Here is a 23,546-nt window from a genome sequence, read left to right as displayed (position 1 = left end):
GACGCGTCGACGACGCGGGTGTATGGCGGGTCGGGTTTGGGCTTGGCGATCAGTCAGGCCCTGGTGGAGATCATGGGGGGCCGGATCGAGGTGACGAGCACGGTCGGGGTCGGCTCGACCTTCGCATTCACCATCGCCTGGCGCACTGCGGTCCGGCCCGACCGGCGGACGTCCGCCGGCGTCGACTGGCTGGCCACCGGCCGCGCCGAGCGCAGACTGCGCGACGACGCCGGGTGGCGCGGCCGCGCAGAGGCGGGCCGCCGGACGAACGAGGCCGCGTCCTCGACCTCGTTGACCTCGTCGTCCTCGTCGTCCTCGCCGCACTCACTGCTTGAGCCGTCCGGTCTGACCGGGCTGTCCGGGCCACCGGTCTCCGGCCTGCGGATACTTCTCGCCGAGGACAACCTCGTCAACCAGAAGGTGGCGCAGCTGATGCTCGCCAAGGGCGGGCACCGCGTCGACACCGTGAGCAACGGGCTCGAGGCGGTGCAGGCGGTGGAGGCCGCGCAGGCCCTGGCCGGTGCGGCGGGGCACGGTGGCTTCGATATCGTGCTGATGGATGTCCACATGCCCGTCATCGACGGTCTGGAGGCCACGCGCCGGATTCGGGCGCTCACCGACGAGATTCGTCAGCCGGTCATCATCGCGCTCACCGCGAGCGCGACCACCGAAGCCAGGCAGGCCTGCCTCGATGCGGGCATGGACCTGTATCTCAGCAAGCCGATCCGGCCGCTCGAACTCGCGGCGACTCTCGCCGCCGCTGCGGGCGGGGCTGCCGGGTCCACCGGGGCCGCCGGGGAGGCTGGGGCGGAAGACCCGCGGCCCGGTGTCCCGGGCCGGGAACCCGTGATCGACCACGAGGTCCTCGGCTATCTCGACGAGGTCGGGTCCGAAACGAGGGATTGGCTGCTGCGCAGCTTCGCGAGCCAGGGGGAGCGGCGTCTGATCGCGCTCCGGGCAGAGATCGACGCCGTCAACGCCACGCGGGTCGTCGAGCTGGCGCATCGGCTGCGGGGCAGCAGCGCGACGGTCGGTGCGAGCGCGCTCGCGGCGGCGTGTGCCGACGTCGAGGGAACCGCGATGCGGGGTGAGCAGGTCAGCACGGACCAGGTCGCCCGGCTCGCCTCCGCGATGGAGGACACGCTCGCCGCCTTCGCGGCGCTGCTCCCCGAAGCGGGGCCCGAGCCGGAACCCGGGGTCCGGCGGCGCTGACCCGATGCCGCTGACCCGACGCCGCTGACCCCGTGGCTCAGCCCGCGCCGATCGTGTCCGCCTGCTCCCGCAGCCTCGAACGGATGCCGGGGTCTGTGCACAGCGCGATCGCCCGCTCGTAGGCGAGCCGCGCATCCGCCGGTCGCCCGGCCAGGACGAGGAGGTGCGCCCGGGTCGCCCAGGCCGGCTGGAAGCGCTCGGCACCGGGCAGCGCCGCGACCGAATCGAGTGCCGCGAGTCCGGCCGCCGCGCCCTCGACCTCGCCGATGGTCGCCGCGAGCGCGACGCGCGCGCCGAGGGTCGGCGCGATCCGCACGAGGGCGGTGTACAGGGCCAGGAGGGCCTGCCGATCCGTGGTGCCGGAGCGGGCCCTGTCGCAGTGCGCGGACTCGATCGCTGCCTCGATCTGGAACCGGCCGACCCGCCCGAGCGCGTGGGCGCGGCGCAGGAGTGCCTCGCCCTGCCGGATGAGTGCGGGGTCCCAGCGGGCCGGGTCCTGCTCGTCGAGCGGAACGACCGCGCCGGACGCCCCCAGACGGGCCGGGGCGCGGGAGAGCGACAGGGAGAGCAGCGCGGCGAGGCCGAGGGCTTCCGGCTCGTCGGGGAGCAGCCGGGCGAGCGTCACGGCGAGGTAGAGCGCTTCGGCGGCGAGTGATTCGCGCAGGCTTGGACCGGCGACGCCGCGCCAGTCGATCGCCGCGGCCCCGTAAATTGCTTCGAGCACCGCGGGCAGGCGGCCGGGCAGCTCGGCGCGGGACGGCACCCGGAACGGGATGCGGGCGTCCCGGATCCGCCGCTTGGCCCGTACGAGGCGCTGGGCCATGGTGCGCTCGGGCAGCACGAACGCGGCCGCGATCCGGGCCGCGTCGATACCGAGCACGGTCTGCAGCATCAGCGGCGTGCGGATGCCCGGATCGATCGCCGGGTGCGCACAGACGAAGAGCAGTTCGAGTCGTTTGTCGGGGAGCGAGGCGGTGTCCGGGTCTGGGTCTGCTCCGGTGTCCGCTCCGGTGTCCGGGCTCAGGTCCAGTGCCGAGTGCGCGGCGGCGACGGTCTCGTCGAGCGGCACCCCGCGCCGGACCGCCGCAGACTTCCATCGGTCGCGGAGCCGGTTGCGCGCGACCGTGAGCAGCCAGGCCTCGGCGTTGGCGGGGACACCCGATTCCGGCCAGTGCGTCAGGGCGGCGAGGAAGGCATCCGCCAGGGCGTCTTCGGCGGCGGGAAGGTCCCCGCTCGGTGCGGCGAGCAGGGCGAGCAGCCGCCCGGAGGACTCCCGGGCGGCCTGCTCGACCCTGGCCGCTGCGTCCGCGTGGAACCCCTGGCGCGGCGGAGTCAGACCAGGCTGCGCCACTGTCCCTCGCGGAACAGGATCGCGGACGGCCGGATCTCGACCGCGCCGTACTGGGCGGCCGGGCACTGTTCGGCCCAGGCGATCGCAGCGTCCAGGTCGGGCACCTCGATCACGAAGGTGCCGTTCAGGCGCTCCTTCGTGTCGGCGAACGGGCCGTCCTGAACCCGCAGCGCGCTGTCGCGCACGGTGACGGTCGTCGAGGCGGACACGGGCTGCAGGATGTCTGCCGAAACGAGCACCCCGGCGGCGTCGAGCGACTTCCCGTAGGCGTCGAAGGCCGCGCGCCCCCATTCCATCATCTCGTCGCTGATGTTGGCGTCTTCGGCTTCCTGGCTCATCACGAGCAGTGAGTAACGCATGAGTCTTCCCTTCGGTCGTTGAGATACTGACACCGAAATGACGAGCGAGCACGCCCCGAATCGACACCCTCAGCGCGCGCGCAGCCCGATCGACGTCGTGATTTCCTCGCGCTGGCCGCCGGAGTGCACGAGGTGCGTGCCGTCGCCGGTGACCGTGAGCTGGCTCCGGTAGCAGCGGAGGGCGGCCGTCGTCACGGCGCGCTGGGCCTCGAGGTCGAGCCATTCGGCGTCTGTCGCGGGCTCGAGCACGATTTCGGCGAAGGGTGTCTGTCCGGCCAGGCACGCCGCCAGGGTCGCCTCGTGCATGCGCACGTGGTCGGGGTGACCATAGCCGCCGCCGTGGTCGTAGCTGATCACGAGCGCGGGCCGCAGCTGCTCGATGAGCGCCGCGACATCGGCCGTGACCTCGGCGAGGGGTGCAAGAGAGAGGGCATCGGCTCCGACGTCAGTGGCCGGGCCGGCGAGTCCCTCCCTGATCCAGCTCATCCCCGAGTCGCGATAGCTGCGCTGCTCCCGTCCGGCGGCGCGCGCGGGCGCCTGGCCGAGCCAGAACCGGTCGGCGATCCCGAGAATCTCGGCGGCCCGGTCCAGCTCGTGCTCGCGAACGCGTGCGAGCTCTTCGGTGCCTTCGAGCCCGGACAGCGGCCCGGCGACGACCTCGCCGCGCTCGCCCCGGGAGGCGGTCAGGAGCGATACCCGGGTGCCGCGCGCGACGAGCTCGGCCGCGAGGGCTCCGGTGGTGAGCGTCTCGTCGTCGGGGTGCGCGTGTACGAGCAGGACGGCAGGCAGGCCGTCGAGGATGCTCACGCGATCCGCAGCCGACGTCGGTCGTCGAATTCGTCCGCTTCGTCCGCGGAGCACGGTTCGAGCAGGCACCGGTAGACGTCCAGAAGCCCCCGGGCGCTGCGCGGCCAGTCGAGGCGTTCGGCGCGGGCGCGGGCGTCGACGGACAGTCGGCGAGCGAGGTCGGGATCGTCGAGGAGGGTCGTGATGGCTGCGCCCCAGGCCTGCGGGTCCCGGGAACCGAGCACGATCCCGGTGTCACCGTCGAGCACGGCCTCGCGGAGGCCCCCGGACGCCGAGGCGACGACGGGCACGCCGCTCGCGGCGGCTTCGAGCGCGACGAGCCCGAAGGTCTCGGAGTGGGAGGGGATGAGCACGACCCGGGCACCGCGGAACAGCGCCGCGAGATCGGTGCGGGTCTGCGGACCGAGGAAACGCACGGTGTCGGCGATCCCGTTCCGGTCGGCGAGCTCGCGGAGCCCATCGATGTAGCCGTCGAAGTCGCCGGAGGCGTCGCCCGCGATGATGAGTTCCGGCCGGAGTTCCGGAGGGACCGCTGCGATCGCCTCGACCGCGAGGTCGAGTCCCTTGAGCGGCTGCAGGCGGGCGGCGACGATCGCGTAGCCGGGGCCTGTGGCGCGGATGCCGGTCGCGGGGTGGAAGAGGTCGGCATCGACACCGGGGGAGACCACGAAGATCCGCTCGGGCGAGCCGCCGAGCCGGGTCACGATGGTGTCGGCCTCGGCGTTGCTGATCGCGACGAGGGCGTCGGATTCGCGGGCGAGCCAGGCTTCGCCGTGCATCCGTCCCGGTGACTCCGGCCGTTCGCCGGCCGAGAGCGGTGTTGAGGGATCTGCGGCGATGCTGTGGAAGCTCTGCACGTGCGGGATGCCGCGACCCTTGGCGAGGGGGAGCGCGGCCATGCCGGAGAACCAGTGATGCGAGTGGATCACGTCGTAGTCGCCGAGGGCGGCCATCCGGACCCGGAATTCGTCGATGACCGCCTCGTGCGCTCCCTTGCTGATCGGTGTCGCCGGACCGGCTTCGAGGAAGCGAAGGGTGAGACGCGGAGCGAGGACGACCGCATCCGGCAGCGTGGCCGAGGACCGGCGGGTCAGGATGTCGACGGTGTGGCCGGCCGCGGCCATGGCCTCTGCCTGCTGGCGCACCACGACGTTCATGCCGCCGGCGTCCCCGGATCCTGGCTCGTCACCCGGTGAGGTGTGCAGGGAGACGAGGGCGATGCGGAGGATGGAGGGGGACACCCGAGAATCTTAACGCAGTCGGCTGAACCCGCCCTGCCCGAATGAGTCAGCGGGCGAGGGCCGGCACAGACCGAGGCCGCACGAGCCCCCACAGGGCCGCGCTCGCGAACACGGCGCAGGCGAGCATGACCGCTCCCATCCCGAGGGCGTCACCGGTGACGAACACGCCGACCAGCGGGGTGACGATTCCCGCGACGGTGAAGTTCATCGCACCGAGCAGCGACGCCGCGAGTCCGGACTCCGCCCCGTGGGGTGCGAGGGCGAGGCCCTGCACGCAGGGAATGCACACTCCCACGGCCATGATCGAGAACCAGAGCGGGACGACGACGAGCGGAAGCCCCCAGCCCCCGATGGCTGCGGCGCAGATCACGAGCGCGGCCACCACGAGCACGGTCGTGCTGAGGGCGAGCAGCCACTGCGGGGCCAACCGGCCGGCGAGGCGCGCTCCGAGCTGGGTGCCCAGCACGAAGCCGAGGGCGTTCACCGAGAACAGCAGGCCGTACTGCGCGACCGAGAACGCGTAGACGCCCTGGAACAGAAAGGGCGAACCGGCGAGGTAGGCGAATTCGCCGCCCCACACGAAGCCGCCGACCAGGGCGAGTCCGAGATACCGGCGGTCCCGGAGCAGCCTGCCCATGCGTCCGGGCAACGCGCGGATGCCCGACTGGATCCGGTTGCCGACCGGGAGGGTTTCCCGGACGCCGATCACCGAAGCGAGGGCGATCACCGCACCGTAGGCGGCGAGCACCACGAAGATGCCCCTCCAGTCGATCCACTGCAACAACTGCGAACCCAGGATCGGCGCGACGATCGGGGCGAGCCCGTTGACCATCCCGAGCCGGGAGAGCATCCGGAGCATCGGGAGTCCGGAGAAGAGGTCGCGCACGAGGGCGAGCGACACGACGCCGCCCGCGGCCGCGGCCGCACCCATCAGGAACCGGAAGACGGTCAGCGCCTCGACGTTCGGGGCGAACGCGCAGGCGAGCGACGCGAGCACGTGGACGAGGGTCGCGACGATGAGCGGGCGGCGCCGACCGATGACGTCGCTCCAGGGCCCGACGACGAGCTGGCCGACAGCGAGACCGATGGTCGTGGCCGCGAGCGTGATCTGCACCGCCGACTCCGACGTGTGCAGTGCCGCAGCGACCGCGGGGAAGGCGGGCAGGTACAGGTCGATCGTGAACGGCCCGAGCGCGGTCAGGGCGCCGAGGATGAACACGTAACGCAGACGGTGGCCCCGGGTGAGCAGTTCACCGGGGTGTGCCGACGCGGTCATGCCCACTCGTAGTAGGACTCGTCGACGCGGCGGCCGATCGTGAGGGCGTCGATGGTCGCCATGTCCGTTGCGTCGAGTTCGAAGCCGAGGATGTCGATGTTCTCCCTGATCCGGTCCGCTGACGCCGACTTGGGCAGCGGAATCGTGCCGAGCTGAAGGTGCCAGCGCAGGATGGCCTGCGCCTCGGTGACCCCGAGCTCCCGTGCGATCGAGCCGATCTCGGGGGTGCCGAGGGCGAGACCGCGGCCGAGCGGCGACCAGGCCTGGGTGGCGATGCCCCGTTCGGCGTGGAAGGCCCGCAGTTCCGGCTGGGAGTGCAGGGGATGCAGTTCGATCTGGTTCACGCTCGGGACCGTCCCGCCGAGTGCGATCACCTCGTCGACCTGCTCGCGGGAGAAGTTGGAGACGCCGATCGACCGCGCGGCACCGGACCGTCGGACCTCTTCGAGGCCGTCCCAGGCCCGCAGGTGCGTTCCGGCCGAGGACACCGGCCAGTGCACCAGGTACAGGTCGACGTAGTCGAGTCCGAGGCGATCGAGGCTGTGCCCGGCTTCTTCGCCGGCGGTCAAGTGGTGGGTGTTCCAGAGTTTCGTCGTGACGAAGAGTTCCGCGCGCGGAATGCCGCTCCGGCGGATGCCGAGACCGACGCCGCGCTCGTTGAGATAGACGGCGGCCGTGTCGATCGAGCGGTACCCGGAGGCGATCGCCGCTTCGACCGCGCGGGCGGTCGCCTCGTCGTCCAGTGCGAAGACGCCGAAACCGAGTTGCGGGGTCGTCGCCCCGGTATTGAGGGTGATCGTGGGGAGTCGGGTCGGCGGCATGGGGCGCTCCATTCGGTCGCGTTATTATCGGACAAGCGTCCAATATAAAGCGAGCCTAGCGCCTCGCCCCGTGGGCTCAGGCCCGGATGCGGGCGATCAGATCGTCGGCGAGCCGCTTCTGCAGTTCCGGGGTCATCAGGTCGGGGAACAGCACCGACTGCAGCGAGATCCCGTCGATGAACACCAGGATCTGGTCGACGAGCAGTTCGAGGTTCGTGTCCACGGCCAGGTGGCCGCCCGCCGCGGTCGACGTCAGCACTCCGAGCCACCAGCCCCTTGCGACCTGCGCGGACTCCTGCCTGACCAGCTTGAGGCGGGGGTCGTTGAGCGCCCTGCCGATGTAGTTGATATCGATGACGGCCTCGATCCGGCGGTTCTCGTCCATGGGCAGTGTCTCGTACAGCGTGGCCCTGAGCGCCTCGATCCCGGTTGACCGGCCGATTTTCTCCTCGACGCGGCGGAAGACCCGGTCGTAGGCCAGGCGGTGGGCCTGGACGAGGATGTCGTCCTTGTCGGCGAAATAGTGGGCGAGCACGCCGCTCGACACGCCGGCCTCCTTCGCGATCTGGCGCACGGTGGCCGCATCCAGTCCGCGGGTCGCGATGACCCGCCACGTGGCCTCGAGGACCTCGGCGCGCCGTTCCTCGTGGTCGACAATCTTCGGCATGTGTTGTGTCTCTCTCTCGTTCGCACCAGTCGACTGCGGGGGCCCATCGGCGGGTGCCCGGTTTTTGGACGCATGAGTTAATTTACTCGCTTGTAACAGGGCAGAAACTTATTTCGGACGCGTGTCATAAAAACTGTGAGGACAGCACAGACCAGGAAGTGAGCCAGGGATGACCATCACAGCAACACAACAGACCGAATTGCCCGTCGACGCCGCGCTGCGCGCCCGCGCGGGGAAGGTCATTCCGAGCGGGATGTACGGGCACATGAACGTGACCCTGATGCCGGCCGGGTTCCCCCAGTTCTACGCCGAGGGCAAGGGCAACCGCCTCTGGGACGTCGACGGCAACGAATACCTCGACTTCATGTGTTCCTTCGGCCCGATGATCTCCGGCTACGCCAACCCGGTCGTCGACGCGGCGGCCCTCGCCCAGCAGAAGCGTGGCGACGCCCTCGGTGGCCCGACCGCACGCATGGTCGAGCTCGCCGAACTGATGGTCGACACCGTCGCCCACGCCGACTGGGCCATGTTCGCCAAGAACGGCACGGATGCGACGAGTCTCGCGGTGACGATCGCCCGGGCCGCGACGGGCCGGAAGAAACTGCTCAAGGGCGGCACGGCCTATCACGGCGCGAATGCCTGGTTCAACCCGAACCCGCTCGGCAGCACGCCGGAGGACCGCGCGAACATCATCGACTTCGAGTTCAACGACCTCGCCTCGCTCGAGGCGGCCGCTGCCGAGGCCGGAGGGGACGCCGCAGCGATCATCCTCTCGCCGTTCCGGCACGACGCCCCCGGCTCCACCGACCAGTACATCGTCGACCCGGCCTTCGCCAGGGGAGTGCGCGCGCTCGCCGACCGGATCGGCGCCGTGCTGATCATGGACGAGGTCCGCACCGGCTTCCGGCTGCACACCGGCGGCGCCTGGGAGCCGCTCGGCATCGAGCCGGACCTCACGGCCTTCAGCAAGGCGATGGCGAACGGCTACGCGATCTCATCCGTCGTCGGCATCGACTCGCTCCGGCAGTCGGCCGCCGACATCTTCGCGACCGGATCGTTCTGGTACGCCGGTGCCGCGATGGCGGCGGCGATCGCCAACATCGGCCTGCTCACGGCGACCGATACCCCCGCCCAGATGAACCGGGTCGGCCAGCTCCTGCGCGACGGACTGCAGAGCCAGGCCGCTGCGCACGGCTTCACGGTCTTCCAGAGCGGGCCTCCCGCGATGCCGTTCCTGCGCTTCGAGGACGACGACAGCCTCGCGACCGCTGCGGCCTTCACCGCCGCGGCGGTCCGCCGCGGCGTGCTGCTGCACCCCGCCCACAACTGGTTCCTCTCCACGGCGCACACCGAAGCGGATGTCGCGTGGGCGCTCGAGCGCACCGACGACGCGTTCGCCGAGACGCGCACCCTGTTCGGCTGAGCCGTTCGGTTGACCCGTTCGGCTGACCCGTTCGACTGACAAGACCGCCCCCACCCACCACCAGCAATCCGGCTCCGACGCTGCAGCCACCGTGAGACCCGGCGGGACAGCCGGGTCCGCAATCAACACGCAATCAACAGAGGAGACTCACGTGCACACGAAACAACGCTCCACCCGCTTCAAATGGCGCTCCCTCGTCGCGATGGCCGCGACCGCAACCCTGCTGCTGACCGGCTGCAGCGTCGGAGCGGCCACGACCGCCGTCGCGAAGCACGACCTCGTGATCGCGAGGGCGATGGACCTGACGACCCTCGACCCCGACCGCGGCTATTGCGACACCTGCCAGATCGTCTTCACGGCGCTCTACGACCGGCTCGTGATCGTGAGCCCCGAAGACTCGAAGACCCTTCAGCCCGGGCTGGCCTCGACCTTCACCGCGAACGCCGACAACACCCAGTTCACCTTCGGGCTCGACCCCGCTGCGACCTTCTCGGACGCCTCACCGGTCGAACCGAAGGACGTCAAGTGGAGTCTGGAACGCCTCGCGAATATCAAGGGCAGCGCCTCCTATCTGCTCGCGGGCATGACCTCGATCGACACCCCCGACGCGAAGACAGTGGTCGTCAACTTCGCGGCACCCAACTCGGCATTCCTCGCGATCGTCGCGGCGTCGTACCTGGGCATCGTGAACAGTGACGTCGCCAGCGAGCACGGCGCATCCGCCGCGGCCGACGCGTCGACCGCCGACACCGCGGAAGACTGGTTCCTCTCCAACTCCGCCGGCAGCGGTCCGTACATCCTCGACAGCTACACGGCCAACAGCGCCGTGAAGCTCACGGCGAACCCGAACTACTGGCGCACCAAGCCCACCTTCGACACCGTGACGCTCAAGGAGGTCACCGACTCGAGCTCGCAACTCCAGCAGCTCCAGCAGGGTGACGTCGACATCGCCATGCAGATCAGCCCGGACGCCCTCGACCAGCTCAAGAACACCCCGACGGTCACGACGGCGGCCGTCGATTCGTTCAACTACACCTACATCGCCCTGATGCCCGGGGCGGAGGGCGGGGCCCCCCTCGCCGATGTGCGGGTGCGCGAGGCGATCAGGGACGCCATCGACTACGACAACATCGTCAAGACCCTCGTCGCCGGCTACGGGAAGCTGCAGGGCTCTCCGATCCCGAACGGCTTCGAGGGCAGTGAGAAGGTCGCCCTGCCGAGCTACGACGTCACGAAGGCGAAGGCGCTGCTCGCGGAGGCCGGCTACCCGGACGGCTTCACGATCAGCTCGACGTACCCGAAGATCGTCGCGTACGGCGTCGATCTCGACCTCCAGATGCAGGCCATCCAGCAGAACCTCGCTTCGGTCGGCATCACGCTCGAACTGACCCCGGTCGACTTCAGCCAGTGGGCCGACGTCATCGGCGGCAAGGGAACTCCGATCACGGCCGTGTACTTCGCGCCGGACCACACGGACTCGAGTCAGTACGTGCAGTACTTCGGCCTGATCCCGAACGGCGGCTACGTCGCCAACTTCGCGTCCCTGGCCGGCAAGACGGTCGACCAGGCCGAGGTCGACGGGCTCACGACTGCGCTCGCCCAGACCGGGGCCGAGCGCACGGCGAGCTACCAGGCGCTCGCCCAGCTGATGGCCGACGACGTCAATATCCTGCCGATCGTCAACCCGCAGCTGATCATGGCCCACGCGAGCGACATCACGGGTGTGACCTACAGCCCGTGCTGCAACGTCGACCTCGGGGCGCTCGGGCTCACGAAGTAAGCCACCGCCCAGCGACAGTGCGGGGCGCGGACCCGGTCCACGCCCCGCGCTGGCTGCCTGTACCGTCGCCCTGCCTGTACCGTCGCCCCGCACTTTACGGAGTTCCAGATGCTTCGCTTCATCCTCAAACGGATCGCCATCCTGCCGCTGCTTCTGCTCGGCATCGTGACGATCGCTTTCGTGATCTCCCGGCTGTTGCCGGCGAACCCGATCGCCTCGCTCGTCGGCGAACGCAATCTCAACAACCCAGAGATCGTCGCGGCCGCCAAGGCGCGCTGGGGTCTCGACCAGGACATTTTCACGCAGTACCTGAACTATCTCGGTCACCTGCTCCAGGGCGACCTCGGCACATCCTTCAGCACCAAATCAAGCGTGACGAGCGACCTGCTCAGCCGTCTTCCCGCCACCCTCGAACTCACGATCGTCGCCCTCCTGATCGGAGCCCTCGGCGGTATCGCCCTCGGCGTGATCTCGGCCAGCCGGAAGGACAGGTTCGCCGACCACCTGAGCCGGTTCTTCTCCTTGCTCGGATCGTCCCTCCCGGTCTTCTGGACCGGCCTCGTCTTCCTCTTCGTCTTCTACGCCCAGCTCGGCGTGCTCCCCGGCCCCGGCCGGCTCTCGGCCAGGATCGAACCTCCCGCGAACGTCACGGGCTTCTACACGGTCGACTCCCTGCTCGCCGGAAACATCCCGCTCTTCCTCGATGCGGTCAGCCACCTGATCCTGCCGGCGTTCATCCTGGGCTGGGGGCTGGTCGGCACGATCAGCCGACTGGTCCGGGCGTCGATGCTCGACGAGATGCACGCGGACTACGTGCGGACCGTGCGCGCGAAGGGCCTCAGCGACGGGTTCGTGATGCGGCACCATGTGCTGCGCAATTCGCTCACCCCGGTCGTGACGATCGTGGGCTTCGCGTTCGGCGCGCTGCTCACCGGTGCCGTGCTCGTCGAGCAGATCTTCTCCTGGAACGGGATCGGCTCCTATGCCGTCGGCGCCACCCGTACCCTCGACTACCCCGCCATCAACGGGGTCACCCTCGTCGGTGGCGCCATCTTCCTGCTGGCCAGCCTGGCCACCGACATCGTGTACGCCGTCGTCGACCCGAGAGTGAGGCTCGCATGACCGCGATCTCGTTGCCCAGCCTGGCCGGAAACGCCCGCGACCTGTGGAGGCGCGGGTCGGCATCCGCCTGGCTGCGGCCCCCGATGATCTTCGGCTACGTGGTGCTCGCCTTCTGGATCGTCGCCGCCATCGGTGTGCAGTGGATCGCGCCGTACGACCCGATCAAGCAGGTGGGCGAACGGCTGCTCACGCCCAGTGGGGCGCACTGGTTTGGCACGGATGCGCTCGGTCGTGACGTGTTCAGCCGCACCCTGTACGGTGCCCGCTATTCGCTTCCGATCGCCGCGGTCGCGATCGTGGTCTCCGTCACGATCGGCAGCGTGCTCGGCGCCGTCGCCGGCTACTTCGGCGGCTGGGTGGATGCGGTGATCATGCGCATCGCGGACATGACGATGGCATTCCCCGCGATCCTGCTCGCGATGGCGGTCGCCGCTTCGCTCGGCCCCGGCCTGAACAACGCGTTGATCGCGATCGTTATCGTCTGGTGGCCGATCTATGCACGGCTGATGCGCGGGCAGGTGCTGTCGATCAAGCAGCGGGAGCACGTCGAGTCGGCCGTGGCGATCGGTGCGAGCGGTCCGCGCATCCTGTTCCGGCACATCGTGCCGCAGTCGCTGACCCCGATCCTGGTGAACGCGACCATGGACCTCGGACAGGTCATCCTGCTGGTCGCGTCGCTGAGCTTCCTCGGTCTCGGCGCCCTTCCGCCCACTCCGGAGTGGGGTGCGATGATCACCGACGGCGCCAAGAACTTCTACCAGCCCTGGATTGCCGCGGCGCCGGGATTCGCGATGCTCACGATCGTGCTCGCGATCAACTTCATCGGCGACGGCCTGCGGGACGCCCTCGACGTGAAGGCCACCCGCCGCTGAGCGGAAGGGAAAGAAGCGGCGCCCGGACTGTGTCCGGGCGCCGCTTCGTTCGTCCGGCGGGGGTCAGCTCGCGATGCGGGAGCCGGGGATCGCGGCGAGCAGTTCCCGGGTGTACTGCTCCCGGGGCGAGTCGAAGATCTCGTCCGGGGTACCGCTCTCGACGATGACGCCGTTCTGCATGACGTGCACGAAGTCGCTGATCTGCCGCACGACGGCGAGGTCATGGCTGATGAACAGGTAGCTCAGGCCGAATTCGTGCTGAAGCCGCGTGAGCAGGTCGAGAATCTGCGCCTGCACGAGCACATCGAGGGCTGACACCGCTTCGTCGAGCACGATGAGTTCCGGCTGAAGCGCGAGCGCGCGTGCGATGGCGACGCGCTGGCGCTGGCCACCCGAGAGCTCATGCGGGTAGCGCGCCGCGATGTCTGCGGGGAGGGCGACTGCGTCGAGCAGTTCGAGCAGCCGGACTGCCCGGGATTCCTTCGTGCCCCACCCGTGGACGACGAGGGGTTCGACGATCGTCGCGCCGACGGTGAAGAGGGCGTCGAGTGAGGCGAACGGGTTCTGGAACACCGGCTGGACCCGGCGCCGGAAGTCGAAGAGTTCCTTCTTCGTGAATGCGCTCGTCTCGGCGCCTTCGAAGGTGATCGACCCGGAGGTGGGTGCGTCGAGCCCGAGCACGAGTCTCGTGGTCGTCGACTTGCCCGAGCCGGACTCGCCGACGATCGCGACGGTGCTGCCGCGAGGGATGCTGAAGGTCGACCCGGCGAGGGCGACGAACCGCTGCGGGCGCGACAGGAACCCGCTGCGCACGACGAACTCCTTGCGCACCGCGGAAAGCTCGATGATGTTGTCGACATGGCCCGTTCCCGCGGCCTGGTGCGTCGCGTACGGCGTCGCGTTCCGGGTCTCCCCGCGGCGCACGGCGAGGCTCGGAGCGGCGAGGAGCAGGCGCTTCGTGTACTCGTGCTGGGGATCCTCGAGGATCTGGCGTGCCGGGCCGTGCTCGACGATGCTGCCGCGGAACATGACGAGCACCTCGTCGGCACGCTCGGCCGCGAGGGCGAGGTCATGCGTGATCATGAAGAGCGCTGTACCCATCTCCTCGGTCAGCGCGGAGAGCTGGTCGAGGACCTGCCGCTGCACGGTGACGTCGAGCGCGCTTGTCGGTTCGTCCGCGATGAGCAGCTGCGGGCGGCAGGCCAGCCCGATCGCGATCAGCACCCGCTGCCTCATCCCGCCGCTGAATTCGTGCGGGAACTGCCGGAAACGGCGTTCGGGCTCGGGGATGCCGACCATGCTGAGCAGCTCGATCGCCCGGAGGCGCGCGGCGGAGGGCGTCGCACCGTGCGCCTCGAGGGCCTCGGTGATCTGGTGGCCGATCCGGTAGACCGGGTCGAGGTTCGACATCGGGTCCTGCGGCACGAGGCCGATGCCGGCCCCGCGTACCCCGGTCATCTGCGCCTCGGAGGCCTGGGCGAGGTCGATCCCGTTGAAGAGGATCTTCCCGGAGGTGATGGTCGCGTTCGGGGCGAGCAGGCGGTTGATCGCCGCTGACATCGTCGACTTACCGGAGCCCGATTCACCGACGACGGCGAGAGTGGACCGCGCGGACAGTTCGAGATTCGCGTCGGTGACGGCGGTGAACACCCCCTGGGCGGTTCGGAAGGAAATGGACAGGTTCTGGATCGAGAGCAGCGGCCGCCCGGTGGCGGTTTCCGGGGCTGCAGTCGCCGTGGCAGTTTTATCGGACATGCGTCCAACATAAACGCACCGCATTTCGGGGAGTCAATGGAGTGTTTCGTTCAGGTTTAATCTGGAAGAGAGGCCGGCGCGGGGTTCAGTGACTGAAACCGTCATTCACCGGAAACATCCTCGCCACGCGACCTCCCTAGATTTAGGCGCATCCGAATCCGCACCTAGTCGCGGAGCAGCATGCCGTAGCAAAGGGGTATTCATGAGTGGAAACAGCGCCCGCCGTCAGGCGATCAGGGACGTAAGGGCCTATGTTCCTCCGGCCCCGAGCTACACAGCGGCCGAGACGCCGGGAGAGATCTTCGGCGAAAACGTCTTCAGCAAGGTCGTCATGCAGAAGCGGCTGCCGAAATCTGTCTACAAATCCGTGATGGCTACGATCGAGCACGGTGCCAGGCTCGATCCCCTCGTCGCGGATGCCGTCGCATCCGCCATGAAGGACTGGGCGCTTGAAAAGGGTGCGACCCACTACGCCCACGTCTTCTACCCGCTCACCGGGTTGACCGCGGAAAAGCACGACAGCTTCTTCGAGCCCGTCGGCGACGGGACGGCGCTCGCCGAGTTCGCGGGCAAGACCCTCGTGCAGGGCGAGCCCGACGCATCGAGCTTCCCCAACGGCGGCCTGCGCAACACCTTCGAGGCCCGCGGATACACCGGTTGGGACGTGACGAGCCCGGCATACGTGCTCGAGAACCCGAACGGAAACACTCTCTGCATCCCGACGGTCTTCGTTTCGATGACCGGTGAAGCGCTCGACCACAAGACCCCGCTGCTGCGCTCGCAGCAGGCGATGGGCGAACACGCCGAACGCATCCTGCGCCTCTTCGGGCACGTCGATCCCGCCCGCGTCGTCTCGTTCTGCGGCCCGGAGCAGGAGTACTTCCTCGTCGACCGGCACTTCTTCCTCGCCCGCCCCGACCTGCTCAACTCCGGCCGTACCCTGTTCGGCGCCAAGCCGCCCAAGGGCCAGGAGTTCGACGACCACTACTTCGGCGCCATCCCCGAGCGGGTACTCGGCTTCATGATGGACACCGAGCGGGAGCTCTTCAAGCTCGGGATCCCCGCGAAAACCCGGCACAACGAGGTCGCCCCCGGCCAGTTCGAGATCGCGCCGATGTTCGAGCGCGGCAACATCGCCGCAGACCACCAGCAGCTGCTGATGACGACCTTCAAGTCCGTCGCCAAGAAGCACGGCATGGCCTGCCTGTTTCACGAGAAGCCCTTCCAGGGTGTCAACGGCTCGGGGAAGCACGTCAACTTCTCGCTCGGCAACAACGAGCTCGGCAGCCTGCTCGTCCCGGGGGACAACCCGCACGACAACGCCCAGTTCCTGGTGTTCTGTGCCGCCGTCATCCGCGCGGTGCACAAGTACGCCGGGCTTCTCCGTGCCTCCGTCGCCTCGGCGACCAACGACCACCGCCTCGGCGCCAACGAGGCCCCGCCGGCGATCATCTCGATCTTCCTCGGCGACCAGCTCGCCGACGTCTTCGAGCAGATCGCCCAGGGCCCGGCCACCTCGTCCAAGGACAAGGGTTCCATGGTGATCGGCGTCGACACGCTTCCCGTGCTGCCGACCGACCCGGGCGACCGCAACCGCACGAGCCCCTTCGCGTTCACCGGAAACCGGTTCGAGTTCCGCGCCCCCGGCTCGATGCAGACCGTCGCCGGTCCGATGGTCACGATCAACACGATCATGGCCGAGTCCCTCGACTACGCGGCGACCGAGCTCGAGGCCGCCGTCGCCAGCGGCGCCGACTTCGACACGGCCGTGCAGAGCCTGCTCACCCAGATCATCACCGACCACGGCGCCGTCGTGTTCAACGGCGACGGCTACTCGGACGCCTGGCCAATCGAGGCCGAGAAGCGCGGGCTCGCGAACCTGCGCACGACCCTCGACGCGCTCCCGGAACTCATCACGGAGTCGGCCATGGACCTGTTCGACAAGTACAAGGTCTTCAACCACCGCGAGATGCACAGCCGCTATGAGATCGGCCTCGAACAGTATGCGCTCACGATCGGCGTCGAGGCCCGCCTCACGCTCGAGATGGGGGCGACGGTCATCCTCCCCGCGGCCGTGCGCCACCAGACCGAGCTCGCGCTCAACATCGGCGCCCTCACGGCCGTCGGGGTCGAGCCCGATCACGCCGCACTCAGCGAGGTTTCCGCACCGATCGCCGCGCTCCGCTCCGCGCTCGCCGTGCTGCGCAATGCGCTGGCTGGTGAATCGGAAGAGACCGCACTCAGTGAGGCCGAGCACGCCCGCGACGCGCTGCTTCCGGCGATGTCAGCGGTGCGCGCGGCCGCGGACACCCTCGAAGAAATCGTCGCAGATGACCTGTGGCCGCTCCCGACCTACCAGGAGATGCTCTTCATCCTGTAGCGCGTCGTTCCGAATTCAGGGGTCGGGCCCGCACTTGCCCCAGCCGGGGCGGATGCGCGGCACTGGTCCGCGGGCCGGCCGTGGCTCGTGGGGCTTGACTCCTGAATTCGGAACACCCGATCAGATGAACAGTGTGGTGGTGGACTCGGCCGCCTCCCCGAGGAAGGTCGCGACACCGCCGAGCTCGACGCCGTCCATCAGGTCGGTCGGCGCGATTCCGAGCAGGTCCATAGTCATCGTGCACGCGATCAGGCGTGCTCCTCCGGCCTGCGCCGACTGGATGAGGTCGGGCAACGACGAGACCGAATTGTCCCGCATCACCTTCTTGATCAGCGCAGCTCCGGCGCCGAGCATGTTCATCTGTGACAGCGGCATACTGCCCGCACTCGAGGGCATCATGGTGGCGAACATCTTGTCCATCAGCTTGCGTTCCCGCTTGGGCGGGTCCGTGCGGCGCAGGGAGTTGAGCCCCCAGAAGGTGAAGAACATCGAGACCTCTTCGCCCATCGCGATCGCCCCGTTGGCGATGATGAAGGCGGCGAGCACCTTGTCGAGGTCGCCGGAGAACACCACGAACGAGGTCTTGTTCGTGGTGTTCCGGGGTGCCTGCTGTCCGGCGACGAGATCGGATGCCACCGGCCGGCTGGCCAGCGCGGCCCCGCCCTTCCGCATGGTCGCGACGTAGCCCGGGCCCTCCGGCGAGATGGCGATGAGCTCGTGCCCGTTCCGCCTGGCCCAGGCGGGAGCGTCACTGGCGAACCCGGGGTCGGACACGTGCACGACCACCTCGTCGCCGGCATCCAGCGTCTTCATCTTCTCGGAGAGCTTCATGATCGGACCGGGGCAGGCGAGACCGGAGCAGTCGAGATCGACCTGCACGCCGGTGCCGTTGGCGAGCACGGCGGCCTGGGCGGCGGCCTTGGTCGCTGCGGCCGTGAACTCGGCGGCTTCGGCGTATGCGGTCATCGGCAGCGGGGGCTCGTCGCTTTCGGGCTCGACCTCGTGCCACGACCGGAAGATGTCCGAACCGCCGGAGAGGGTGGCGACATCCGTGAAGCCGCGTTGCACGAGCGCCCGGTAGGCGAGGTAGCTGCGGAACCCGACCGCGCAGTACAGCCGCAGCGGACCGGTGCGGTCCCAGAGTTCGCATTCGAGGCGGATGCTGCCGAGCGGCACGTTCTCGGCGCCCGGCAGGTGCCAGATCGAGAATTCCTCCGGGGTGCGCACATCGATGAGCCGCGCCCCGGCGGTCGCTGCCGGGTAGTCCTGGGCGTACCAGAGGGTGAGGTCGCCGCGGAGCACGTTGCTCGCGACGAAGCCGGCCATGTTCACCGGGTCCTTCGCAGATCCGAACGGGGGGGCATAGGCGAGCTCGAACTCCTCGAGGTCGTAGACGGTCTGGCCGGCGCGGAGAGCGGTCGCGAGCACATCGAGGCGCTTGTCGACACCGTCGAAACCGGCGGCCTGCGCGCCGAGGATGCGCCCGGTGTCGGGGGCGAAGAGCACCTTGAGCTGCATCATCGCGGTGCCGGGGTAGTAGCCGGCGTGGCCGGAGGGGTGCACATGCACGGCCCGGTAGGGCACCTCGGCGGCGAGGAGCTGCCGCTCGGTCGCGCCCGTTCCGCCGGCGACCATGTCGAAGATCTTCACGATCGAGGTGCCCTGGGTCGAGCGGTATTCGGTGCTGCGGCCGCAGATGTTCTCGGCGGCGACGCGGGCTTCCCGGTTCGCCGGTCCGGCGAGCGGGGCGAGCCAGCGGCCCGGCAGCACGGTGTGCGGAGTTTCGACGGAGTCACCGGCCGCCCAGATGTGCGGGTCTGAGGTGCGCATGTGGGTATCGACCGTGATGCCGCCGCGGGCGCCGAGCTCGAGCCCGGCCTCCTTCGCGAGCGTGGTGTTCGGGCGTACCCCGGCGGAGAGGATCACCAAGTCGGCGGCCAGCACCGTCGAGTCGGTGAGTTCCACGTTCAGGCCGCCGTCGGGCCGGGCGGCGAAGGCGGCGGCCGCGGTCGACAGGTGCAGGGTGATACCGCGGCTGCGGAGGTGGTGCTCGACAGGCACGGACATCTCGTGGTCGAGGGGCGGCAGGATCTGGTCGCTCATCTCGACGACGTCGACGAGGGCGCCGCGGTGCTTGAGGTTTTCGGCCATCTCGAGGCCGATGTAGCCCGCGCCGATCACGACGGTGCGCACCGGGCCGCGGGCGCCCGTCGCGGCCAGGGCGATCGCGGCATCCAGTTGGGCCTTGATGGCGTCCATGTCGCCGATCCGGCGCAACACGTGCACGCCGGGCAGGTCGATCCCCGGCAGGGGAGGACGGAGCGGTTCGGCGCCGGTGCAGAGCGCCAGTTCGTCATAAGGTTCCTCGTAGCTGTGTCCACCGTCGACCTCGCGGACGGTCACCGTCTTCGCGGCGCGGTCGATCCGCAGCACCTCGTGTCCGACCCGGACATCGATGTCGAGGGACTCGCGCAGGCTCTCCGGTGTCTGCAGCAGCAGGCGGCTGCGATCCGCTATCACTTCGCCGACGTGGTACGGCAGTCCGCAATTCGCGAAGGAGACATGATGGCCTCGCTCCAGCACGACGATCTCTGCGAACTCGTCCAAACGGCGGGCGCGGGCGGCGACGGATGCGCCGGCTGCGACCCCGCCTACGACAACGATCTTCATGGGGAACCTTTCGTCGGCCAGGACGGCGATTCGGCCAACCCGGCATATACCCCCATGGGTAATTGGGGGGCTGAATCCGACACTACACCCGCGGGATACCGGGGATCGTGCAGACCTCGATACCCTAGGGGGTATAGTGGGTGCTTCAACCCACGAAGGAGCTGCCGATGTGCCACGCGAAGACCTGCAAGACCTGCGGAAAGACCACCTGGGCCGGCTGTGGCCAGCATGTCGACCAGGTCATGCGCGGCGTGCCGAAGTCACAGCGCTGCCCCGGGCACGAAAGCGAACAGCCGTCCGGCGGCTTCCTGTCCCGGCTCTTCGCGGGCCGCTAGCCTGCTCCGAATTCAGGAGTCGACCCTGCGCGTGCCAGGGCGCCGGCGTTTGCGCGGCACTGGTCCGCGGGTCGACGCCGGCTCCCGAAGCTCGACTCCTGAATTCGGCACACGCAGGACGGCATCGTGGCAGAGTCAGGAGGGTGAAGAACGAGTTGGTGGCCCAGTTGCGGGATCTACCGGATGACAGGCTTGATGCCGCAGGCTCCGGACCCGGCCTCGCGGCCTTCGAGCGGATGCGCGCGGTCGCCGACCCGGACATCCGCTGGATCGTCCGGAGGAACCTGACCAAGGCGCGCCTGCGCCGTCTGCTCGTGGAGTGAGAGGCGCCTGCGCCTCTCACGGCCTGCCGTCCCCGGCCATCCGATTGCCACGGAATAGAGGCTGGTTCTCGGCCCTGACCTGCCTATCCGTTGCCGCGCTTCGGCCACTAGGATCGAAAATAGGACTTCGGAGCGCGTCAGTCGTGCTGGGTTGTGAAGCGGGGGCGCTGCGGCGCCGAAATCGTGGGGAGATCGACATGCGAGCTCGTGCACGTTCGGCCGCGTGTGTTGTGGCTTTGACAGGGCTGGTTCTGCTCGCCGGCTGCGCGGGCCCAGCGCCGGCCGCGCCCGCCTCCGTCCCGGCGACGAACCTGACGACCGAGACTTCGACGCCCGCGACCGCGTCGCCCGGGCAGACCCGTCCGGCCGCTGTCTTCGGCGGCGATTGCGCCAAAGTTTTCACTGTGGACGAGGTGCGTGCGGCCGTTGGTGCGGACGTGACCAGTCGGGCGACGGCCAGAGCGAGCTCACTATCGGGAGACCCCTCGTTTGCCGCGGTACCCGCGCGTGGTGGTATCGATTGCCAGTGGTCTGAAAACGAGACCCTCACGGGCGCTTACGTCAGTGCCGTTGTGGTGGCTGCTGCGTCGGTGACAAACGTCCACGCGGATGAGGTCTATTGCTACGGAATGGACGTGGTTGACCCCGCGCAGTCCGGGTCCTGCCGCGTCAGCGCGACCGTTGGGGGCTACTGGCTCAGCGCCGTCGTCTACACGGCACTCGGAACCACCAACGAGGATACCCGTAAGGCCGTGGCAACGCTCCTCGGCACGTTCTCGGGTCGCGCGCTGGCCGCGGGCACCCCGGATGCGGCGGTAACTCCGAGTGGCGCCTGGAAGCGCGAGGATTGTGCCGCACTGTCGGACATCGCACACGTCACGGACGCTATTTCTAGTCCCGGACTCACGGTCTTGTCGGCCGACACATCGGGCGGCGAGGCCGCAGAGGGGCGTTACGCGGCCATATCGACCGCAGGCGTATTCGCGTGCGGCTGGTCTCAGTCGCCGACTCCGGCTGGCCAGATTGAATCTTTCAGCATCATTTTGCTTCCGGGCGGATCCTGGGCGCAGGAGGATGTCGCACGGAAGACCGGGGCCGAGATCGTGTCAATCCCCGGGGTTGAGCTTGTTATTCGGATTCCGAATGAGGGTGGCGGCTATACCTTCGACGTTTTCGACGGAGTCAACTGGCTGCAGCTGTCAACGAATACCTCGGTTGAGGCGGATCTCGACCAATTGATTCCCGGGATCCCAGCGCTCGTCAATGCCCTCAACGCCGCCTGAGTGGCGGCGTACTCGAGCGCACAAAGGGAGAGGAACGGCGAGTCAGGGAGTGCGGCGGAGAGACGAATCGCGTGGTTCAGCGCCCGTTCAGTCACGGTTGGGTGGTCCGGTGAGGACCTGATGGGCGCGGTGCCGGTTCGGTGGCCGCCAGAGTCGTTGCGGGTCGATCAGCCCCGGGGCCCGCACCTGGGGTGAGCCTTTCACCATGCGGATCTCCCACCCCGAGGTGTCGATGGTGTGGTGATGGAACCAGCACAGGAGGACCCCGTTGTCGACATTCGTCGGTCCGTCTTTCGCCCAGGGCTTCACGTGGTGCACTTCGGCCCAGTGCGCCGGGGCTTTGCAGCCGGGGATGATGCACCCGCCGTCGCGGGCGGTGATCGCCCGCCGCTGCGCCCGGTTGAAGTAGCGCCGTTCGGGGCCAAGCGTGAGGACCTGGTTGTTCTCGCCGAATAACACCCCCTGGAAGCCGCCGTCGCAGATGCGCTGGTGCACCGTCTTCAGCGACACCGGGGCCTCGACGCCGTCGATCCACCCGACCCCGACGCCGCTGGCGAGGTCGGCGGCGTTCACGTGTACCATCACCGTGGGAGCGGACCCGCCCATGCTGGGCGTGTTGTTGTCGCGGGCGGCGTGTTCGATCAACGCCCGGAGGATGTCGGCGCGTTTCTCCCCGCTGGTGCGGGTGTCCTGGCGGCGTTCCCGGAGCTCGGCTTCGATCACGTCCAGCTCCGGGCCGGTGTCGGCTCCGGTGCCTTCGGTTTCGGCGCCGGGGATCATCTGCCCGGAATCCATCAGGGCCTGTTGCTCCTCGGTGGGGAACGCGGGCCGCGCGTGGAAGCTGAGGAACGCGTCGAAGAGGGTGTTCATCATCCCGAACAGTTCCGGCGTCACCCCACCCTTCACCGGGTAGAGCCCGTTCTTGAGCTGTCCGAAGCCGATGTTCGACTTCGCCTCGAACACGTCCTCCTGCGGCAGCATGCCGTCGGGGTCCAGGGCCGCCTGCCATTGCAGCACCATGCCCCGGATCAGGTCCGTGGCCGCCGGGACCCCCGCGCCGGCGAGGATCTCGGTTTCCGGGGTGATCCATCCGGCCGCGGTGGCGACCAGGGCACGTTCGGCAACCTCTACCTCCGCCGGGACCGCCCGGTGGCTGACCAGCCCGAGCCCCGTCGTGATCAACTCCGCCGCCTCCACCCCGATATCCCCCGCGGTCAGGGCCGCCCCGACCACGGGGAACAGTGGCGGCAACACCGTCAGGCCCGCCCGGTGGGGAAGCACCGCATCGCCGAGCTTGGTGCGGCGCTTCACTTCCCGGGCCGAGACCCGGGTCACCCGGGTGAGTACGTCCCACGGGCCCCGGCAGCCCATCTTCCACGCCAGACCATCCCGGCCGAGCACCCGCGCCCGCCGATCTACGTCCGTGGCGGTGTTCACCCGGGCCGCATCCACCGTCCGCCCAATCGACTCCACTTCCTTCAACGCCGTGACCGCTTCCGCATCACTGAGCAACCCGACGGGGATCGCCGCCAGGGCCTCTGCGAGAGCCGCCTTGATCTCAGCGAGCCGGGCGACAGCATCCGCATGCACCGACGGAACCGACCCGGCCAGCCCTTCCGCGCCCTCGAAACCCTCGGCAACCGCAACGGGATGCGCCGTTTCGACACCAACGGTGGGCTGGTCTTCCGCGGCCCTGGAATCGGGTGTCCGCGGGGTGTGTGACTGGGGATCCGTAGCTCCTGCCATACCCCGATTCTACCCCGAATCGAACAAAAAAACGAGACTTGCTCACTTAATTTACAGCTCTGACTTTGTAAAATTCAGACCTAAATTCACTTGGAGCGGTCCGCCGGTGGCTAACTCAGGAAA

At 68.8% G+C, this 23,546-nt stretch carries 19 protein-coding genes; 9 read left to right on the top strand and 10 right to left on the bottom strand.

Going from position 1 to position 23,546, the window contains the following annotated elements:
- On the top strand, nt 1-1,212 hold a 1,212-nt coding region (locus tag MQH31_RS17170), incomplete at its 5' end, for a response regulator (RefSeq protein WP_243013016.1).
- Nucleotides 1,213-1,249: 37 nt separating this feature from the next.
- Here the strand turns inward: MQH31_RS17170 and MQH31_RS17165 are convergent.
- From MQH31_RS17165 to MQH31_RS17135, 7 genes are all read right to left on the bottom strand, one after another.
- Nucleotides 1,250-2,563 (bottom strand): RNA polymerase sigma factor, encoded by a 1,314-nt coding sequence (locus MQH31_RS17165; protein ID WP_243013015.1) that lies wholly within the window; start codon nt 2,561-2,563, stop codon nt 1,250-1,252.
- Nucleotides 2,545-2,922, bottom strand: coding sequence for a YciI family protein (locus MQH31_RS17160; RefSeq protein ID WP_134536002.1), 378 nt, complete (start codon nt 2,920-2,922; stop codon nt 2,545-2,547). Before MQH31_RS17160 ends, MQH31_RS17165 begins: the two co-directional genes overlap by 19 nt.
- Before the next feature lie 69 nt (nt 2,923-2,991).
- Complete coding sequence (locus MQH31_RS17155; RefSeq protein ID WP_243013014.1) at nt 2,992-3,729, bottom strand: PIG-L deacetylase family protein; 738 nt, start codon at nt 3,727-3,729, stop codon at nt 2,992-2,994.
- Entirely contained in the window at nt 3,726-4,970 is a 1,245-nt protein-coding gene (locus tag MQH31_RS17150; protein WP_243013013.1) for a glycosyltransferase, read from the bottom strand. Before MQH31_RS17150 ends, MQH31_RS17155 begins: the two co-directional genes overlap by 4 nt.
- Nucleotides 4,971-5,016: 46 nt before the next feature.
- Complete coding sequence (locus tag MQH31_RS17145; protein ID WP_243013012.1) at nt 5,017-6,246, bottom strand: multidrug effflux MFS transporter; 1,230 nt, start codon at nt 6,244-6,246, stop codon at nt 5,017-5,019.
- Nucleotides 6,243-7,067 carry an aldo/keto reductase gene (locus tag MQH31_RS17140; protein ID WP_243013011.1) on the bottom strand — a complete coding sequence of 275 codons (825 nt, stop codon included), beginning with the start codon at nt 7,065-7,067 and terminating at the stop codon, nt 6,243-6,245. Before MQH31_RS17140 ends, MQH31_RS17145 begins: the two co-directional genes overlap by 4 nt.
- Nucleotides 7,068-7,143: 76 nt before the next feature.
- Nucleotides 7,144-7,734 carry a TetR/AcrR family transcriptional regulator gene (locus MQH31_RS17135; protein ID WP_134535995.1) on the bottom strand — a complete coding sequence of 197 codons (591 nt, stop codon included), beginning with the start codon at nt 7,732-7,734 and terminating at the stop codon, nt 7,144-7,146.
- Nucleotides 7,735-7,903: 169 nt separating this feature from the next.
- Here MQH31_RS17135 and MQH31_RS17130 point away from each other — a divergent pair, with 169 nt between their 5' ends.
- The 4 genes from MQH31_RS17130 to MQH31_RS17115 all read left to right on the top strand — a co-directional run bounded on the left by MQH31_RS17130 (nt 7,904) and on the right by MQH31_RS17115 (nt 12,931).
- Nucleotides 7,904-9,157 (top strand): aminotransferase class III-fold pyridoxal phosphate-dependent enzyme, encoded by a 1,254-nt coding sequence (locus tag MQH31_RS17130; protein ID WP_243013010.1) that lies wholly within the window; start codon nt 7,904-7,906, stop codon nt 9,155-9,157.
- 151 nt (nt 9,158-9,308) lie between these two features.
- Complete coding sequence (locus tag MQH31_RS17125) at nt 9,309-10,937, top strand: ABC transporter substrate-binding protein (protein WP_243013009.1); 1,629 nt, start codon at nt 9,309-9,311, stop codon at nt 10,935-10,937.
- 108 nt (nt 10,938-11,045) lie between these two features.
- Nucleotides 11,046-12,059: an ABC transporter permease gene (locus tag MQH31_RS17120; protein ID WP_134535989.1), complete on the top strand. Its 1,014-nt coding sequence runs from the start codon at nt 11,046-11,048 to the stop codon at nt 12,057-12,059.
- A complete protein-coding gene (locus MQH31_RS17115) occupies nt 12,056-12,931 on the top strand; it encodes an ABC transporter permease (protein ID WP_134535987.1) in 876 nt (291 codons plus the stop codon). The genes MQH31_RS17120 and MQH31_RS17115 overlap by 4 nt, the downstream gene beginning before the upstream one ends.
- Nucleotides 12,932-12,994: 63 nt before the next feature.
- On the opposite strand, the gene MQH31_RS17110 is transcribed toward MQH31_RS17115, so the two are convergent.
- Nucleotides 12,995-14,686: a dipeptide ABC transporter ATP-binding protein gene (locus tag MQH31_RS17110; protein WP_243013008.1), complete on the bottom strand. Its 1,692-nt coding sequence runs from the start codon at nt 14,684-14,686 to the stop codon at nt 12,995-12,997.
- Nucleotides 14,687-14,888: 202 nt separating this feature from the next.
- Between MQH31_RS17110 and MQH31_RS17105 the strand changes: the two genes are divergently transcribed.
- Entirely contained in the window at nt 14,889-17,066 is a 2,178-nt protein-coding gene (locus MQH31_RS17105) for a glutamine synthetase III family protein (RefSeq protein WP_134535984.1), read from the top strand.
- Between the two features lie 120 nt (nt 17,067-17,186).
- Here the strand turns inward: MQH31_RS17105 and MQH31_RS17100 are convergent, their stop codons facing one another.
- A complete protein-coding gene (locus MQH31_RS17100) occupies nt 17,187-19,736 on the bottom strand; it encodes an FAD-dependent oxidoreductase (RefSeq protein ID WP_243013007.1) in 2,550 nt (849 codons plus the stop codon).
- 167 nt (nt 19,737-19,903) lie between these two features.
- On the opposite strand from MQH31_RS17100, the gene MQH31_RS17095 reads away from it, so the two are divergent.
- From MQH31_RS17095 to MQH31_RS17085, 3 genes are all read left to right on the top strand, one after another.
- On the top strand, nt 19,904-20,071 hold the full coding sequence (locus tag MQH31_RS17095) for a DUF8730 family Cys-rich protein (RefSeq protein WP_243013006.1): 168 nt from the start codon (nt 19,904-19,906) through the stop codon (nt 20,069-20,071).
- A 143-nt stretch (nt 20,072-20,214) separates the two neighbouring features.
- A complete protein-coding gene (locus MQH31_RS17090; RefSeq protein ID WP_243013005.1) occupies nt 20,215-20,394 on the top strand; it encodes a hypothetical protein in 180 nt (59 codons plus the stop codon).
- Between the two features lie 404 nt (nt 20,395-20,798).
- Nucleotides 20,799-21,677, top strand: a complete 879-nt coding sequence (locus MQH31_RS17085; protein ID WP_243013004.1) for a hypothetical protein — start codon at nt 20,799-20,801, stop codon at nt 21,675-21,677.
- Nucleotides 21,678-21,764: 87 nt separating this feature from the next.
- Here the strand turns inward: MQH31_RS17085 and MQH31_RS17080 are convergent, their stop codons facing one another.
- Nucleotides 21,765-23,423: an HNH endonuclease signature motif containing protein gene (locus tag MQH31_RS17080; RefSeq protein ID WP_243013003.1), complete on the bottom strand. Its 1,659-nt coding sequence runs from the start codon at nt 23,421-23,423 to the stop codon at nt 21,765-21,767.
- Nucleotides 23,424-23,546: the final 123 nt, after the last annotated feature.

This window comes from Cryobacterium zhongshanensis (assembly GCF_022760445.1).
Taxonomy (GTDB): domain Bacteria; phylum Actinomycetota; class Actinomycetes; order Actinomycetales; family Microbacteriaceae; genus Cryobacterium; species Cryobacterium algoricola.
Note: the sequence above shows the minus strand (reverse complement) of the source record. Positions and strands in the feature narration are given on the sequence as shown.

What these genes read in the sequence shown, in the direction of transcription:
- MQH31_RS17160 (WP_134536002.1), bottom strand. Translation starts at nt 2,922, where the DNA reads ATGCGTTACTCACTGCTCGTGATGAGCCAGGAAGCCGAAGACGCCAAC.
- MQH31_RS17130 (WP_243013010.1), top strand. Translation starts at nt 7,904, where the DNA reads ATGACCATCACAGCAACACAACAGACCGAATTGCCCGTCGACGCCGCG.
- MQH31_RS17115 (WP_134535987.1), top strand. Translation starts at nt 12,056, where the DNA reads ATGACCGCGATCTCGTTGCCCAGCCTGGCCGGAAACGCCCGCGACCTG.
- MQH31_RS17120 (WP_134535989.1), top strand. Translation starts at nt 11,046, where the DNA reads ATGCTTCGCTTCATCCTCAAACGGATCGCCATCCTGCCGCTGCTTCTG.
- MQH31_RS17110 (WP_243013008.1), bottom strand. Translation starts at nt 14,686, where the DNA reads ATGTCCGATAAAACTGCCACGGCGACTGCAGCCCCGGAAACCGCCACC.
- MQH31_RS17080 (WP_243013003.1), bottom strand. Translation starts at nt 23,423, where the DNA reads ATGGCAGGAGCTACGGATCCCCAGTCACACACCCCGCGGACACCCGAT.
- MQH31_RS17095 (WP_243013006.1), top strand. Translation starts at nt 19,904, where the DNA reads ATGTGCCACGCGAAGACCTGCAAGACCTGCGGAAAGACCACCTGGGCC.
- MQH31_RS17105 (WP_134535984.1), top strand. Translation starts at nt 14,889, where the DNA reads ATGAGTGGAAACAGCGCCCGCCGTCAGGCGATCAGGGACGTAAGGGCC.
- MQH31_RS17135 (WP_134535995.1), bottom strand. Translation starts at nt 7,734, where the DNA reads ATGCCGAAGATTGTCGACCACGAGGAACGGCGCGCCGAGGTCCTCGAG.
- MQH31_RS17145 (WP_243013012.1), bottom strand. Translation starts at nt 6,246, where the DNA reads ATGACCGCGTCGGCACACCCCGGTGAACTGCTCACCCGGGGCCACCGT.
- MQH31_RS17100 (WP_243013007.1), bottom strand. Translation starts at nt 19,736, where the DNA reads ATGAAGATCGTTGTCGTAGGCGGGGTCGCAGCCGGCGCATCCGTCGCC.
- MQH31_RS17140 (WP_243013011.1), bottom strand. Translation starts at nt 7,067, where the DNA reads ATGCCGCCGACCCGACTCCCCACGATCACCCTCAATACCGGGGCGACG.